General features: G+C 60.9%; 16 protein-coding genes. 9 read left to right on the forward strand and 7 right to left on the reverse strand.

Annotation, left to right across the window (positions count from 1 at the left end; all coding sequences use genetic code 11):
• Positions 1-9: 9 nt before the first annotated feature.
• The 3 genes from AC1Z1G_RS07040 to AC1Z1G_RS07050 form a co-directional block, all read right to left on the reverse strand.
• The gene (locus AC1Z1G_RS07040) at positions 10-1194 is read right to left on the reverse strand and encodes a cyanate transporter (protein WP_483625982.1); all 1185 of its coding nucleotides are present in this window, start codon (positions 1192-1194) and stop codon (positions 10-12) included.
• 206 nt (positions 1195-1400) lie between these two features.
• Entirely contained in the window at positions 1401-1871 is a 471-nt protein-coding gene (cynS, locus tag AC1Z1G_RS07045) for a cyanase (RefSeq protein ID WP_347904609.1), read from the reverse strand.
• 35 nt (positions 1872-1906) lie between these two features.
• On the reverse strand, positions 1907-2566 hold the full coding sequence (locus tag AC1Z1G_RS07050; protein ID WP_483625984.1) for a carbonic anhydrase: 660 nt from the start codon (positions 2564-2566) through the stop codon (positions 1907-1909).
• A 109-nt stretch (positions 2567-2675) separates the two neighbouring features.
• Here AC1Z1G_RS07050 and cynR point away from each other — a divergent pair, with 109 nt between their 5' ends.
• The 7 genes from cynR (at position 2676) to AC1Z1G_RS07085 (ending at position 10478) form a co-directional block, all read left to right on the forward strand.
• On the forward strand, positions 2676-3557 hold the full coding sequence (gene cynR / locus AC1Z1G_RS07055; RefSeq protein ID WP_483625986.1) for a transcriptional regulator CynR: 882 nt from the start codon (positions 2676-2678) through the stop codon (positions 3555-3557).
• Between the two features lie 427 nt (positions 3558-3984).
• Complete coding sequence (locus AC1Z1G_RS07060; RefSeq protein ID WP_483627772.1) at positions 3985-5292, forward strand: glutamine synthetase family protein; 1308 nt, start codon at positions 3985-3987, stop codon at positions 5290-5292.
• 164 nt (positions 5293-5456) lie between these two features.
• Complete coding sequence (locus tag AC1Z1G_RS07065) at positions 5457-7106, forward strand: phosphoethanolamine transferase (protein WP_483625987.1); 1650 nt, start codon at positions 5457-5459, stop codon at positions 7104-7106.
• Positions 7107-7189: 83 nt separating this feature from the next.
• On the forward strand, positions 7190-7870 hold the full coding sequence (locus AC1Z1G_RS07070; protein WP_483625988.1) for a class I SAM-dependent methyltransferase: 681 nt from the start codon (positions 7190-7192) through the stop codon (positions 7868-7870).
• Between the two features lie 122 nt (positions 7871-7992).
• Entirely contained in the window at positions 7993-9126 is a 1134-nt protein-coding gene (gene rnd / locus AC1Z1G_RS07075) for a ribonuclease D (RefSeq protein ID WP_483625989.1), read from the forward strand.
• The gene (locus AC1Z1G_RS07080; RefSeq protein ID WP_347904616.1) at positions 9123-9416 is read left to right on the forward strand and encodes a YcgL domain-containing protein; all 294 of its coding nucleotides are present in this window, start codon (positions 9123-9125) and stop codon (positions 9414-9416) included. Before rnd ends, AC1Z1G_RS07080 begins: the two co-directional genes overlap by 4 nt.
• Before the next feature lie 129 nt (positions 9417-9545).
• Complete coding sequence (locus AC1Z1G_RS07085; RefSeq protein ID WP_483625990.1) at positions 9546-10478, forward strand: D-2-hydroxyacid dehydrogenase; 933 nt, start codon at positions 9546-9548, stop codon at positions 10476-10478.
• Between the two features lie 124 nt (positions 10479-10602).
• On the opposite strand, the gene AC1Z1G_RS07090 is transcribed toward AC1Z1G_RS07085, so the two are convergent.
• On the reverse strand, positions 10603-11196 hold the full coding sequence (locus AC1Z1G_RS07090) for a nitroreductase family protein (protein ID WP_483625991.1): 594 nt from the start codon (positions 11194-11196) through the stop codon (positions 10603-10605).
• Positions 11197-11477: 281 nt separating this feature from the next.
• Between AC1Z1G_RS07090 and AC1Z1G_RS07095 the strand changes: the two genes are divergently transcribed.
• Both AC1Z1G_RS07095 and AC1Z1G_RS07100 read left to right on the forward strand, forming a co-directional pair.
• Positions 11478-11927 (forward strand): YcgN family cysteine cluster protein, encoded by a 450-nt coding sequence (locus tag AC1Z1G_RS07095; RefSeq protein WP_483625993.1) that lies wholly within the window; start codon positions 11478-11480, stop codon positions 11925-11927.
• Positions 11928-12047: 120 nt separating this feature from the next.
• Positions 12048-13277, forward strand: coding sequence for a hypothetical protein (locus tag AC1Z1G_RS07100; RefSeq protein ID WP_483625995.1), 1230 nt, complete (start codon positions 12048-12050; stop codon positions 13275-13277).
• A gap of 182 nt (positions 13278-13459) precedes the next feature.
• On the opposite strand, the gene AC1Z1G_RS07105 is transcribed toward AC1Z1G_RS07100, so the two are convergent.
• From AC1Z1G_RS07105 to AC1Z1G_RS07115, 3 genes are all read right to left on the reverse strand, one after another.
• A complete protein-coding gene (locus tag AC1Z1G_RS07105; RefSeq protein WP_483625997.1) occupies positions 13460-13819 on the reverse strand; it encodes a YgaP family membrane protein in 360 nt (119 codons plus the stop codon).
• A gap of 72 nt (positions 13820-13891) precedes the next feature.
• Positions 13892-14362 (reverse strand): RNA methyltransferase, encoded by a 471-nt coding sequence (locus tag AC1Z1G_RS07110; RefSeq protein ID WP_123721923.1) that lies wholly within the window; start codon positions 14360-14362, stop codon positions 13892-13894.
• 208 nt (positions 14363-14570) lie between these two features.
• Positions 14571-14945, reverse strand: coding sequence for a YajD family HNH nuclease (locus tag AC1Z1G_RS07115; protein ID WP_483625999.1), 375 nt, complete (start codon positions 14943-14945; stop codon positions 14571-14573).
• Positions 14946-14952: the final 7 nt, after the last annotated feature.

Here is a 14952-nt window from a genome sequence, read left to right on the forward strand (position 1 = left end):
TGTGCTCGCTCATTGAATGTGCCTGGCGTAGTGCCGTGGATCGAAGTGCAGCACGATCAGGATCATTACGGCCATGACCCCGGTCAGCGACCACCAGGCCCATTCGAAGCTGCCCAGTTGATCGCGGATCATCCCGGCGATCAGCGGTGAGAGACCGGCGATCAGGTAACCGATGCCTTGCACGAACGCGGTGAGGTGCCCGGCGCGCTGCGGGTTGTCCAGGTGATCGAGCGAGACAATCAGGCTCATCGGAAACAGCCCGCCGATACCCAGGCCCAACAGGCAGGGCCACAGCAGGCTCAGATGCTGCGGGCTGAGAATCAGGCCGCAGAAACCGACGATGATCAGCGCCAGCAACACCACCAGCACCTGGCGTCTGTCACGACTGCGGTTAGCGATGGCCGGTGTGACCAGGCCGGAAATGACTTCCATGGCGGTCAGAAAACCCAACAACAGGCCGGCGTTCTGTTCGCTCCATCCCTTCTCGACGTAGTACGGCGCCAGCCACGCCAGCACGCAGGTGTAGGACGCCGTGCCCAACCCGAAAAAAATCGCCAGCAACCAGGCGCGGCGGTTACCGACGAACGATGTTTTACGCGCCGGGCTAGCCACCAGGGTGGGCATCGCCGAGCGCTGGGCATACCAGATCGCCAGGGCCAGTACTGCCAAAACCGCCCAGATCGCCAGGCCCAGGCGCCAACTGCCGGTGCGGCTCATCACCAGCGGGGCGAAGGAGGCGGCAATCGCAGCGCCGCCCATGATCGAGGTGACATACACCCCCATGAACAGCGAGACGTTGTTGCTGAACCGGGACTTGATCAGCGCGGGCATCAACGCCTGAATCAGGGCGATCCCGACCCCCGCGAGCATCGCGCTGAGGATCAGCCCGACCACCGAGTCGAGGAACAGGCGCGACACGCTGGCCAGGCCAATGATCAGCAGCGACACCACCACCGTGCGGTGTTCACCCAGGCGTTGGCTGACGGCCATGCCGAAGAACATTGCCAAGCCCATGGCCATGACGGGCAGCATGGTCAGCAACGATGCCAGGCTGAAACTGAGGGGGATGTCCCCGCGAATGGCCGACAGCAACGGACCGACAGCGGCCATTGAGGGGCGCAGGTTCAGGGCGACGAGAATGACACCGAGCATGAGCCAGGTAGCGGGGCGGGTTGTTGCGCGAACGTTTTCCATAACCGGACCTTGTGGGACAAGGCGTGATTAGGCGGTGCGCAGCGTGAAGCGGCAAATCAGAAAGTGGAGGGGTGGTATTTAAAAATTAAATACCGGGGCTGGTCATGGTCTGCCATCCAGGTATGGCTGAAAACAATCGCGGGCAAGCCTCGCTCCATGCGCGAAGCTTGCCCGCGATCAGGTTCGCAGAACCTTCAGTCGTTCAATCAGAACGGCTTGGTCGGCAGGTACTTGCCATCCAGGGTGATCACCGCACGGGAACCACCGTCCGGGTCTTCGACTTTCTTGATGTCCAGTTTGAAGTTGATGGCGCTGATGATGCCGTCGCCAAACTGTTCGTGGACCAGCGCTTTCAAGGTCGAACCGTAGACCTGCAACATTTCATAGAAACGGTACACGGTCGGGTCGGTCGGGATGCCGCCCTGGATGCTGCCGCGCAGGGGCACGCTTTGCAGCAGGCGGCTGGCGTCCTGGTCAAGGTCGAGTTTGGCGCAGACCACGTCGGCGGCTTCCACGGGCAGCGGGTGCTGGCCGAGCAGGGCGGCGGTGACGAACGCCAGGCTCAGGCCGGTGCCGTCGGTGAGGTCCTGCCACGACAGATTTTTGCGGGCCTTGAGGTCGATGATGGTGTCGGCGAGGGCCAGGCGTGGGGCTTGAGCGAATTGAGATTGCAGCATGGTGATTTCCTCTTTCGTTACGTAGGCAATGGGTTTCAGGCGGCGTGCGGCTGTTTGCGGGTCAGCGCACAGGTTGTCGGGTGTTCGGCCAGCGAGACAAAGCGTTGGGTATCGCCGTCGAGGGCGACGATCGAACCGCTTTCGATGTCGTAGACCCAGCCGTGCAGGTTCAGGCGCCCCTGTTCCAGGGCCAGCGCCACTGAAGGATGAGTCTTGAGGTTAGCCAATTGGGCGACGACGTTTTCGCGGACCAGCGAGTCCAGGCGATCTTCGGGTGAGGCGTGAGTGCGGGCAGCGTTGACTACCTTGGCCGACTCGGCATGGCGCAGCCAGTTGGCGACGGCTGGCAGGTGGTCCAGGCATTTGCAGGTGGAGATGGCGGTCATGGCACCGCAGTCGGAGTGACCGCAGATCACGATGTCGCTGACGCCGAGCACGGCAACGGCGTACTCGACCGTGGCTGACACCCCACCGGGTTCCGGGCCGTAGGACGGCACGATGTTGCCGGCGTTGCGGATGACGAACATGTCGCCGGGTTCTTGCTGGGTCAGCAACTCCGGGACTACGCGGCTGTCGGAACAGGTGACGAACAATGTGCCGGGGCTTTGGGTGGTGGCGAGTTGCTTGAACAATTCGCTGCGTTCCGGGAACGCATCGCGTTGAAACTTCAGGAAGCCGTCGATGATGTCTTGCATGGCGTGTTCTCCTTGCGTCGTTGATGGGGCAAGGATGAAAGTTTTCAGCTATAGCGTCCAAGACCGGCTTATTATGATTTTCATAAGTCACACCTATAGTTGAGCCGTCATGCTGCTACGTCATATTCGTTACCTGCTCGCGGTTGCCGAGCACCGAAACTTCACCCGGGCCGCCGAGGCCCTGCATGTTTCGCAACCGACGCTGTCACAGCAGATCAAGCAGCTTGAAGATGTGCTGGGCGCGCCGCTGTTCGACCGTTCCGGGCGCACGGTGCGCTTGACCGATGCCGGCGAGGCGTACGTGCGTTTTGCGCGGTTGGCGTTGCAGGACCTGGAGGCCGCCAAGCGAGCGATGCATGACGTGCAGGACCTGACGCGCGGTTCGCTGCGGCTGGCCATGACGCCGACGTTCACCGCGTACCTGATCGGCCCGTTGCTGGCGCGTTTCAACAGTCTGTATCCGGGCGTCAGCGTGAGCGTCGAGGAGATGACCCAGGACCGTATCGAATCGGCGCTCGCCGAGGACCTGCTGGACATCGGCATCGCGTTTACCGGCAGCCACCTGAGTGACATCGACAGCCAGCCATTGTTTAGCGAAACCCTGAGCCTGGTGGTGAGCCAGAACCATCCGGGGTTTCTTGACCGCCAGTCCCTGAGCGCCGAGACCCTGGGGCAACAGTCGCTGGTGTTGCTCAGCGGTGATTTTGCGACCCGCCGGCACATCGACCAGTATTGCCGTCAGCACAACATCGCACCACGCATCGCCATCGAAGCCAACTCCATCAGTGCGATTGTTGAAATCGTCCGCCGTGGGTTGCTCGCCACCATCCTCCCCGAAGCCATTGCCCGCGAGTTGCCGGGGCTGCGGCCGCTGGCGGTGCACCCGGGCTTGCTACAGCGCCGGGTGGCGTTGCTCAGCCGCAAGGGGGCTTACCGCAGTGCGGCGAGCGAGGCGTTCATCGAGTTGGTGGCTGAGCGGGGGAATGTTTAGCCAATGTGTAACCAAGGTTCTTCAAGTGTGGATTTAACGGCGCAACGGGCCGTGTGACGCTGCGGATTCCTGTGTTCTGCGGTTTTCTTTATGGACGGTTGGTCAGTCGATACTTCCCCTGAGGCTTTGCCGGGCGCGCCTGCGTCATGCCATCAGCCTCGCCGTCGATTCGCGCCTTGCGTCGTTGCACTCCCTTCTAAACTGGCCTTCTGGGCGCTGTGGCATTGTCGCCATGCGCGCCCACCGGACGCCTGACTTTCGCGTTGAGTTTTCTGAACGGTCCTTGCCTTGCGTGCAAGGGCCTGACCGGCGGCGCCTGCACGCCTGCCTGACGTGAAATGCGAGCATTCCCATGAGTTGTGCCACGACCTCTTTTGCCTCAAAGCAACAAGCCCTGACATTTCTTGAACTGAACCCGGACATCGAGATGTTCGAGTTGTTCATCCTCGACAACAACGGTGTGCCACGGGGCAAGTTGCTCCATCGCGATGAACTGCTGGCGGTCTATGAAAGCGGTCGGCCACTGCCGAGCACGATCTTGGGGTTGACCATCAACGGCGACGATGTGGAAAACTCGGGCCTGGTGTGGGAAGTCGGTGACATCGACTGTCGCGCCTACCCCCTCAGTGGCAGTTTGCAGCGCATGCCGTGGCGCAAGATACCAACGGCGGCGGTGCAGGTGAGCATGCACCCGCAGGAAGGAATGCCGGCCACGGTCGCCGATCCGCGACACCTGCTGAGCAGGGTGATCGAGGGGCTCAAGGCCGACGGCTATTACCCGGTGATGGCGGCGGAGCTGGAGTTCTACCTGATCGACCAGCAGCGCGACAGCAACGGTCGCCCGCAACCGGCGCGGGATGCCGACGGTGGCCGGCCACGCTCTACGCAGGTCTACGGTTTGCGTGAACTGGAGCAGATCGAACCCTTCCTCGCCGACCTTTATGCGGCCTGCAAACTCCAGGGCATTCCGGCGCGCACGGCGATTTCCGAATACGCACCGGGGCAGGTGGAAATTACCCTCGAACACCGCACGGATGCCCTGCAAGCCATGGACGAAGCGGTGCGCTACAAGCGGCTGGTCAAGGGCGTGGCCCACCAGCACGGGATGGCGGCTTGCTTCATGGCCAAACCTTTCGACGACCTGGCTGGCACCGGCCTGCACATGCACGTCAGCCTGGCGGACAAGGACGGCAACAACCTGTTCGCCAGTGAAGCACCGGACGGCACGCCGTTGCTCAGGCACGCGGTGGGCGGGATGCTCGGCACCTTGCTCGACTCGCTGCTGATGTTCTGTCCCAACGCCAACTCCTATCGGCGCTTCCAGACCAACAGCTACGCACCGCTGGCCGCCACCTGGGGTGTCGACAACCGCACGGTGAGCCTGAGAGTGCCGGGCGGCCCGGCGTTTTCGCGGCACATCGAACATCGCATTTGCGGCGCAGATGCCAATCCGTATCTGGCGGCGGCGGCCATTCTGGCGGGGATTCATCGCGGCATCCGCGAACAGCGCGACCCCGGCGCGCCGGTGGCAGGTAATGGCTATGCCCAAGCCAAGGAGTTGCTGCCGACCGACTGGCTGACCACATTGCGAGCGCTTGAAGGTTCAGCCTGGGCGCGAGAGGCCTTCGGCGCTGAATTTCTAGGGGTGTACCTGGCGGTCAAGCGCGCCGAGTACCGTCAGTTCATGGGCGAGGTGGGCGAGCAGGACTGGCGCTGGTATTTGCATTCGGCGTGAGGGTGATCGCGGCACGCATGAGCGGTACGGGTTAAATCTTTTGTTGGCTTCTTTTTCACGAAACATTGATGGTTGGCTGCTTAAGGTTCGTGCCGGCGTGGAAGGTGAATAATTTTTCATTGTTTCTGCGCCGGTACTTACTTCAAGGAACAAGCAGATCCCCCATGTTGAACGTTAAAGCCGTACGCCCCGAGTGGGTGACGTTGATTGCCAGCGCCTTCCTATTAATCGGCTTCAACTCTGTTCTGTGGCAACACCTCTTTGAAATCACTGCCTCGGACGCCCCCGGCGTTGCCATGCGCGTGGCTTTCGGGGTGATGGTGTTCTGTGCGTTCAACATTGTGTTGACCCTGCTGGCCTTTCGACCTGTGCTCAAACCGCTGTTGATGCTGCTGTTTTTGATCAGCGCAGGCGTGGCGTATTTCATGAGCCAGTACGGTGTATTGATCGACGCCGGAATGTTTCGCAACTTCGCCGAAACCAATACCACCGAAGTGCGTGATTTGTTGTCGCTGAAGTTACTGGTTTATCTTGTTTTATTGGGGGTGCTGCCATCGTGGTTAGTGTGGAAAACCCCAATTACTTATCGTCGCTGGTACCGTGAACTGTTAAGCAAGCTGTTGGTAGGGATTGTCTCGGTGAGTGCGATTGGCGTTGTGGCGCTGATCAATTACCAGGGGTTGGCCTCATTATTTCGCAATCACCATGAATTGCATTTGATGGTCGTGCCCAGCAATTACATCGGGGCATCGATCGGCTATGTGAGCGAGCAAGTGGTTTCAGCCCGGCAGCCGTTCGTCAAAATTGGCGAGGACGCGAAGAAGAACCCGAACTGGCAGGCCCACACGCGCAAATCATTGACGGTGCTGGTGGTCGGCGAAAGTGCCCGGGCGCAGAACTTCGGCATTCTGGGCTACAACCGTGATACCACCCCGCAACTGAGCCAGGAAAATGGCCTGATCGCCTTCACCGACGTGCATTCCTGCGGCACAGAGACCGCCGTTTCGGTGCCGTGCATGTTCTCCAACATGGACCGCAAGGACTACAACGCCAGCAAGGCGAAAAACCAGGAAGGCCTGCTCGACGTGCTCCAGCGTGCCGGGTTGCAAGTGATCTGGCGCGATAACCAGTCGGGCTGCAAAGGCACGTGCGACCGGGTGATCGTGGAGGATGTAAGTAACCTCAAGGACCCGGCCCTGTGTGCCAACAGCGAGTGCCGCGACGAAATCCTCTTGCAGGGTTTGCAGCATTTCATCGACACGCTCGACAAGGACACCGTGCTGGTGCTGCATCAGATGGGTAGCCATGGCCCGGAATACTTCAAGCGTTACCCCAAGGCCTTTGAGCGCTTTACCCCGGTCTGCGAAAGCAATGCGCTGAACAATTGCAGCCGCGACAGCATCGTCAATGGTTACGACAACACCTTGCTGTACACCGATCACGTGCTGTCGATGCTGATCGACCTGTTGCGCAGCAATCAGGAAAAAGTCGACACCGCGATGCTCTACCTGTCCGATCACGGTGAGTCCCTGGGCGAATACAACCTGTACCTGCACGGGACGCCCTACATGCTGGCGCCCGAACAACAGAAACACGTGGCGATGTTCGCCTGGTTCTCCGACAGCTATCAACAGGCGTTTTCGCTGGATACCCAGTGTTTGCAGCGCAACCGCAACAAGCCGCTGAGCCAGGACAACCTGTTTCACTCGATGCTGGGGCTGCTGAAAGTAAACAGCAGTGTGTACAACGTTCGCCAGGACCTTTTTGCCGTGTGCCCGGGCAGTTCGGCTGACGGCGTGCTGGCCACTCAGTGAAATCGATGCCGTTTTCGACCTTTTTTTCACGCGTCAGTCGTTAACCTGTCGCCAGTAGATACTTCCAACAAGAGCCGCCCGCCATGTCAGCCCAACCACCCTCAGCCGTCGAACTCGAGTTCGCCCGGCGCTACGACCAGGAGCATGCCAGAGTCTGCCTCCAGCCGCGGCCTCGTGGCCTGGCGGCGCGGTTGTCGCAGTGGCGTGGCGAGCAACTGATGCGCCATGCCCTCAAGGTTGCGGGTGAGCCCGGGCTGGTGCTGGACGTTGCCTGTGGGGCAGGGAGCTTCTGGCCGGTACTGGCCGAGCACGGTAACCGGGTGATCCTGGCGGCCGATCAATCCCAGGACATGCTCAACCACGCCCAGACCCACCACCCGGCGGCGTTGCTCAAACGGGTCAAGACCTTCCAGAGTTCGGCCTTCAACATCGGCCTCTCGGAAAATGCCGTGGACTGCATTTTCTGCATGCGTTTGTTTCAGCATGTCGACAGCAGTGAACACCGGCTGGCCATGCTGCAGGAGTTTCATCGGGTCAGCCGTGACACGGTGATTGTCTCGGTACGCCTTGAGCGATCGATCAAGGTGGGGCCGTGCCTGGAAGCCGACAACCTGTCGTTTGTGGGGGCTCAAGCCCCGCAGGCGACGAGCAGATCCCAGGTGGAAGCCGAATTTCGCGAGGCGGGATTCGAGGTGCTCAACCATCGGGACTTCGTGCCCGGCTTTGCCCTGACACGGGTTTATGTGCTGCGAAAAACCAGCTAACCCGGTCAACCGTTACTATTTCTTTCATTCTGGTGATGTTTTCGTTCTCGCTCTCGCTCAGTGGACGCTCGAAAATCGCGGGGGCGATATATACTGCGCGCCATTCTTCAAGGGAGAGCCGTGTGGCCATCGATATTCACTGGATTCGCGACAACGATAGCCTCGGTCAGTTTTGCGCCCAATGGCAGCAGTTGCCCTTCGTCGCCCTCGACACCGAATTCATGCGGGTCGACACCTTTTACCCGATTGCCGGCCTGTTGCAGATTGGCGATGGCGTACGCGCTTACCTGATTGATCCTTTGACGATCGACAACTGGCAACCCCTGGCCGCGTTGCTGGAAAACCCGGCCGTGGTCAAAGTCGTGCATGCCTGCAGCGAAGACCTCGAAGTGTTGTTGCGCCTGACCGGCAGCCTGCCCGTGCCGTTGTTCGACACCCAACTGGCTGCCGCCTACCTGAACCTGGGTTTCTCCATGGGTTACTCGCGTCTGGTGCAGGAAGTGCTCGGCATCGACTTGCCGAAGGGCGAAACCCGCTCGGACTGGCTGCAACGCCCGCTCTCCGACACCCAGATCAGCTACGCCGCCGAAGATGCGCTGCACCTGGCGGAAGTCTTCGTACGCCTGCGGCCGAAGCTGTCGGACGACAAGTACGCCTGGGTCCTGGAGGATGGCGCCGAACTGGTGGCCAACCTGCGCCGCGAAATCGACCCGTACGAGGTCTACCGCGAGGCCAAACTGGCCTGGAAACTGTCCCGTGCCCAACTCGCCGTGCTGCGTGAACTGTGCGCCTGGCGCGAGCATGAGGCCCGTGCCCGCGACCTGCCGCGCAACCGAATCGTGCGCGAGCATTCCTTGTGGCCGCTGGCCCGTACCCAGCCGGACAACCTCGGCGCACTGGCAAAAATCGAAGACATGCACCCGCGTACCGTGCGTCAGGACGGCGAGTTTCTGCTCGACCTGATCAAGCGCGCCGCCAGTGTGTCGCCCGACCAATGGCCGCCGGCCGTGCCGGAACCGTTGCCGGTGGACGCAGCGGGGCTGATCAAGCGCCTGCGTGCGCTCGGTCAGGCCGAAGCCGAGCGACTGAACATCGCCCCGGAACTGATGCTGCGCAAGAAAACCCTGGAAGCCCTGCTCAAGAGCGGCTTCCCCAATGGTCCCTACCAATTGCCTGAATCGCTGCGTGGCTGGCGCCGCGAGTTGATGGGCCAGGCGCTGCTCGACAGCCTGGCCACCGCCGGAGAACAGCCTTGAAACGTATTTGCTCGATCTACCGAAGCCTGAAGAAAAACGAGATGTACCTCTACGTGCTCAAAAGCGATGCACTGGAGCGCGTCCCGGAAAACCTGCTGCTGGCCTTCGGCAAACCGCATCACGCTTTCGACCTGGTGCTGAGCCCCGAGCGCAAGCTCTCGCGCGAAGACATCACCGTCGTACTGGAAAACCTCGACAAGCAGGGCTACCACCTGCAAATGCCGCCCGCCGAAGACGAGTACATCGAGCACTTGCCCGAAGAGTTGCTGCGACGTAATGATCCGATCTGACGGATACCCGCCGGTGCTCTGTCCAGAGCACCGTTGAAACAATGGATTTGAATATTTTGGCAATGGCCGCGAACGAGGGAGTCACACTCCTTCGGCGGTTTTCTGCACAGTTTTTTGAAGGTTTGAACAATGCGCGTTCTGATTGCCGAGCACGACCACGCTCTCTACGCCCAACTGCTGCGCCAGGCGGCACCTGATCTGCAGGTCATGACCAGCGGCGACTCCGCGGAACTGGCCAGCCTGGCCGCCGACTGCCCGGTCTGGCTCGGCCAGCCGGACTTGCTCGCAACCCTGCTGCGTCAGGGCCACCAGCCACAATGGCTGCAATCGACATGGGCGGGCATTACGCCACTGCTCGCCGAGGGGTTGACCCGCCACTACCGATTGACCCGTGCCGTGGGTATTTTCGGTCAGGTGATGGCCGAATACGTGCTGACTTACCTGCTCGGCCACGAGCGCGAAGTGCTGGCGCGACTGGTCAGCCAGGTCGAGCGCAAGTGGGACAACCGCCTGGGCCAGAGCCTGGCCGGACGCAAGGTGCTGATCGTCGGCGCCGGTGACATCGGTCAGAGCGTGGCGCAGTTTCTGCTGCCGTTTGGCGTTCACCTGTATGGCATCGCCAGCGAAGCGCGGGAGCAGGCGCCGTTCATGGAAGTCGCGCCGCTGAGCGAGTTGGGTCGATTGGTGGGCGAGGTCGATTACGTGGTCAACCTGTTGCCGAATACGCCGCTAACGCACGATTTGTACAACGCTGCGCTGTTCAAGCAGTTCAAGTCGACCGGCGTGTTCATCAATGTTGGCCGCGGCGTGGCAGTGGTCGATGCGGATCTGGTGCAGGCGCTCAAGGACGGGCATTTGGCAGGCGCGGTCATTGACGTCTGCCGCCAGGAGCCGTTGCCGCAACGTCATCCGTTCTGGACCGCCTGGGGCTTGCTGCTGACCGGCCACAGCTCGGCACCGACTTCACCGTCGATGATGGTGCAGTTGTTTGTCGAAAACCTGCGGGCGTATCAGGCGGGTGGGGCATTGCGCGGGGAAGTGGATTTTACGCGCGGCTATTGAAACCACACAGAACAACTGTGGGAGCGGGCTTGCTCGCGAATGCGGTTTCACATTCAACGATGATATTGACTGTCACACCGCTTTCGCGAGCAAGCCCGCTCCCACATTAGATCTTCAGTGTGGCTTAGAGGCTGAAATCACCTTCCGCCGCCAGTTCGCTCAATGGGCGGCGCGGGCTCGGCTCTTCGCGGGCTTGCAGGTAATCTGCCAGCGTGGCCTTGTCGCCCAGCTTGCCGACGGCAACCGCGGCGTGTAGCGCGTAACCTTCAGGGATGTTCAGTTCCTTGCGGGTCAGCTCCTGGTCGAAACCGGCCATGCCGTGGGTGTGCCAGCCGCTGATGGACGCTTGCAGGGCCAGATGGCCCCAGGCCGAACCGGTGTCGAAGGTGTGCCACAGGGCCGGGGTTTCTTCTTCGGCACCGGGGACGGCGAAGGTGGTTTTCGAGATCACGATTACCAGTGCCGACGCGTGTTGCGCCCAGCCACGGTTGAACTCATTCAGCAGACCCAGGAAACGCTCCCAGTTCGGCGTGTCGCGGCGCGCATAGAGAAAACGCCACGGCTGCGAGTTGTAGGCCGACGGTGCCCAGCGTGCCGCTTCGAAAAAGCTCAGCAGGGTTTCTTCGGGGATGCTTTCGCCCGTGAACGCCCGTGGCGACCAGCGGTTGGTGAACTGAGGGTGGATGGCATATTCGGCAACGCGGGGATTGGCGCTCATAGAGAGATTCCTGACGACGTTTGATAAATGAACAGTTGAATCAGAACCTGCGGGCGCAGTCGGGTTGAGCGGTGAAGGTTTTCCGACTCGGCCCCCTTCACCTGAATGCAACGCGGTTGCGCGTTAATGGCCGGCAGCAGGGCCCATTGCGACCCGCCACGCTACTGTGCGCCGTGAAAACTGACAAGTCCTGTTACACCGGCAGTCGCCAGCGCTTGGCCCACGGGGCCTTGGGCACTAGACTGGCGGCCTTTTCACTCCCTGATGTTGATGTTGGAACCATGGCCGCCAAAGTTGAACCCTTCTGGATACGCAAAACCCTCGACCAACTCGACCAACAGGAGTGGGAGTCGTTGTGCGATGGCTGTGGCCTGTGCTGCCTGCAAAAGCTCGAGGATGAAGAGGACAACAGCGTTTACTACACACGCATCGCCTGCAAACTGCTGGACCTGAAAACCTGCCAGTGCACCGATTACCCGAATCGCCGCGACTCGGTCCCGGACTGCATCCAGCTCACGCCGGGCAAGGCTGACCAGTTCAAATGGCTGCCGCCGACCTGTGGCTATCGCCTGGTCAGCGAGGGCAAGGACTTGCCGCTCTGGCACCATCTGGTCTGCGGTGACCGCGATGCGGTGCACCATGAGCGGATTTCCCAATCCGGGCGCATGCTGGCCGAAGGCAGCGTGGCCGAGGATGACTGGGAAGATCATCTGATTTTTCGCGCGGGTTAATGTGTGGCGAGGGAGCTTGCTCCCGCTTGGGTGCGCAGTACTCACAAAGCAGGCAGTAATGACTAAAATTCGGGGCTGCTACGCGGCCCAGCGCGAGCAAGCTCGCCACAAGGAGTGTGTATGGCTGTGGGGTTGAGGCTGCCGTTGGCCGTTTGGCTGCTGGCGCTGAGCTCGCCCGTGTGGGCGGCGAAAAAAGTCGATCTGGATTACCACGTGCGTCTGTTGCCGCAAAGTGACCAGGCCGAAGTCCGCCTGACGCTGGCACAAGGCGCGGCGGTGCGCAGCCTGGATTTCGATCTGGGTGATGGCAGCCATTACAGCGACTTCAAGGCCGACGGCCAGTGGCAACTTACGCCAGGCAAGGCGGCGCGTGGCGTCTGGCGCCCGGCCGCCGACAAGGCGAGCCTGACTTACCGCGTACGCATCAGTCATTCCCCGAAAAGCGGCAGCTTCGATACGCGCATGACCCCGAACTGGGCGTTGATGCGCGGCGATGATCTGGTGCCGTCGGCGCGTCTGGATCAGCAGGATGGCACTGAACTGGTGTCGCGCCTGGAATTCGAATTGCCGGCCGGCTGGAAAAGCGTCGAAACGGCATGGCCGCGCATCGGCAAGAACCGTTTTCGCATCGACAACGTGTCGCGACTGTTCGACCGGCCTACCGGCTGGATGCTCGCCGGGAACCTGGGCAGCCGCCGCACGCGCCTGGGGGAAACCGAAGTCACGGTCGCTTCACCGCAAGGGCAGGGCATGCACCGCATGGACGTGCTGACGCTGCTGACGTTTGTCTGGCCGCAGATGCAGGCGGTTTTTCCGCGGCATCCGAACAAGCTGTTGATTGTCGGGGCGGGCGACCCGATGTGGCGTGGCAGCCTGGCGGGGCACGAATCGATTTACCTGCACAGCCGTTTGCCGCTGGTCAGCGAAAGCGGCAGCAGCCCATTGTTGCGTGAGCTGGCCCAGGTGTTTGGGCGTATCAATGACCGTGACCGCAGCGACTGGATCAGCGAAGGGTTTGCCGAGTATTACGCCATTGAACTGCTACGCCGTGCCGGTGGCATGAGTGATGAGCGTTATCAGACCCTGGAAAGCAAACTGGCCAAGGTCAGCCAAAAGGTCAGCACCTTGCGCGGTGACACGTTAAGCCCGGCCGCCGTGGCCAAAGCGGTGTTGCTGTTGCAGGAGCTGGACCGCGAGATTCGCCTGAAGACCCGTAACAAGCGCTCGCTCGATGATGTGTTGCGCGGCGCGATGCACCTGGAGCAGGTCAGCACGAAGGAGTTCGTGGCCCTGGCCGAGAGCATCATCGGCGAGCCGTCCAAAGTGCTGGATACCGGGTTGCTCAGATAACGTGAGCCAAGCGCAATGGTGGCGAGGGAGCTTGCTCCCGCTCGGCTGCGAAGCAGTCGTAAACTCGATTGACGCGGTTTATCTAAAATCCGCGTTTTCCACATTCAGGACTGCTTTGTGCTCCAGCGGGAGCAAGCTCCCTCGCCACAGGGTTCGCAGTGTTCTCAAACCCCGGCTTTGGGCTACTTCAGCGAATCATTGCCCGTCACTGTCGTGGTACGTGTAGCCGCTTCAGCATTGGCCTTGAGGTCTTTGAGGTCTTGCCCGGCCCGTTCGATTTTCGAACGTACATTGGCCATGTCCTGACGACTTTTTTCGAAAAAGCTTTTTGCCGAGCTATGGCCGGTAATGCCACGGGCCAGGGCTGCGCCACCCAACGCCACCTGAATCAACCCGAACACGCCGCCACGGCGCAGGCCCTTGCCGACCATCACCACACCGCCGGCCAGTGAGCCGATGCGTTCCCAACCCTCGACGTTTTGCGCCGGTTGCGTCTGGAATGGCGTGGAGTCGATAGGCTTAACGGGTTTGATGTCGCTCATGATCTGTCTCCTCAGGGGCAATGGGCATATAGCTCTGGCTGCACAGGCAGCTGGCTCGCTCCATTCAGCGTATCAGCGAAATTTTGGGCCGGAACGGGTGTTGTTGCCCTTGGCCATGCGGTCGTAAAGCACCACGTTGACTGTGGCAGCCAGGTTCATGCAACCGGTGGTCGGGATGTACACCACGTCTTCACACCAGTCGCGGATCTCTTTGTCGAGCGAGCCGTCTTCGGGGCCGAAAATGTACAGCGCACGGTCCGGGTGGGTGTATTCGGGCAGCGAGCGGGCGCCATCGACCAGTTCCACGGCGACCGGGACACAGCCCAGGGGCAGGATTTTCTTCAGGTCGTCGATGCCGATCAGCGGAATGTCACAGTGGACTTTCTTGGTGTCGGTGACGAAGTCGGCGGCGCGTTCATAACGCTTGCCGGTATAGAACACGGACGCCACGCCATAACAGCCCGCGGCGCGCATCACCGAACCGACGTTCTCGGGTGATTTGGGGTTATACAAACCAATGCAGCTGTACCGTTTATCTGCCACGAGCGGGGTGCCTTCGGAAAAAAGCGCGATTATACGGGGATTGGGGGAGGGGAGGCAGATTGCAGATTGGTGGTGTTTGAGCAATCGCCTTCGCGAGCAAGCCCGCTCCCACATTTGATCTCAGGTGAGCGCACTACTTGTGTACGCCGCAGATCAAATGTGGGAGCGGGCTTGCTCGCGAAGAGGCCAGTCGAGGCGCTGAAGATCGTTAATCTTCTTTCTTCATCAATCCGGCCAGTGCGGCAAACGGGTTGTGGGTGGCCTTGGCGATAGTCGGAGTGCTCAGGGAGCCGTCGCCGAAATATTGCTGGTCGGTGTAGCGCGAGTGCTCGTTGTCGTGACAGTACAGGCACAGCAGCTCCCAGTTGGAGCCGTCCTGCGGGTTGTTGTCGTGGTTGTGGTCGCGGTGGTGCACGGTCAGCTCGCTCAGGCGTTTGCCGGCGAACTCACGGGCGCAGCGTCCGCACACGTGCGGGTACATTTTCAGGGCCTTGTCGCGGTAGCCCATTTCGCGGTCGCGCTGGGCGTCGGCGAGGATGCGGTCCAGTTTGGCGGTGTTGGACGGCGGTGTTGACGAACTCATGGGTTCA

It is taken from the genome of Pseudomonas sp. JL27(2026), assembly GCF_056933555.1.

Excerpts from the sequence above, each read along its gene's own strand:
- AC1Z1G_RS07050 (WP_483625984.1), bottom strand. The coding sequence starts at position 2,566 with ATGCAAGACATCATCGACGGCTTCCTGAAGTTTCAACGCGATGCGTTC.
- AC1Z1G_RS07105 (WP_483625997.1), bottom strand. The coding sequence starts at position 13,819 with ATGAGCGACATCAAACCCGTTAAGCCTATCGACTCCACGCCATTCCAG.
- AC1Z1G_RS07060 (WP_483627772.1), top strand. The coding sequence starts at position 3,985 with ATGTTCGAGTTGTTCATCCTCGACAACAACGGTGTGCCACGGGGCAAG.
- AC1Z1G_RS07115 (WP_483625999.1), bottom strand. The coding sequence starts at position 14,945 with ATGAGTTCGTCAACACCGCCGTCCAACACCGCCAAACTGGACCGCATC.
- AC1Z1G_RS07040 (WP_483625982.1), bottom strand. The coding sequence starts at position 1,194 with ATGGAAAACGTTCGCGCAACAACCCGCCCCGCTACCTGGCTCATGCTC.
- AC1Z1G_RS07065 (WP_483625987.1), top strand. The coding sequence starts at position 5,457 with ATGTTGAACGTTAAAGCCGTACGCCCCGAGTGGGTGACGTTGATTGCC.
- cynS (WP_347904609.1), bottom strand. The coding sequence starts at position 1,871 with ATGCTGCAATCTCAATTCGCTCAAGCCCCACGCCTGGCCCTCGCCGAC.
- AC1Z1G_RS07085 (WP_483625990.1), top strand. The coding sequence starts at position 9,546 with ATGCGCGTTCTGATTGCCGAGCACGACCACGCTCTCTACGCCCAACTG.
- AC1Z1G_RS07090 (WP_483625991.1), bottom strand. The coding sequence starts at position 11,196 with ATGAGCGCCAATCCCCGCGTTGCCGAATATGCCATCCACCCTCAGTTC.
- cynR (WP_483625986.1), top strand. The coding sequence starts at position 2,676 with ATGCTGCTACGTCATATTCGTTACCTGCTCGCGGTTGCCGAGCACCGA.
- AC1Z1G_RS07095 (WP_483625993.1), top strand. The coding sequence starts at position 11,478 with ATGGCCGCCAAAGTTGAACCCTTCTGGATACGCAAAACCCTCGACCAA.
- AC1Z1G_RS07070 (WP_483625988.1), top strand. The coding sequence starts at position 7,190 with ATGTCAGCCCAACCACCCTCAGCCGTCGAACTCGAGTTCGCCCGGCGC.
- AC1Z1G_RS07100 (WP_483625995.1), top strand. The coding sequence starts at position 12,048 with ATGGCTGTGGGGTTGAGGCTGCCGTTGGCCGTTTGGCTGCTGGCGCTG.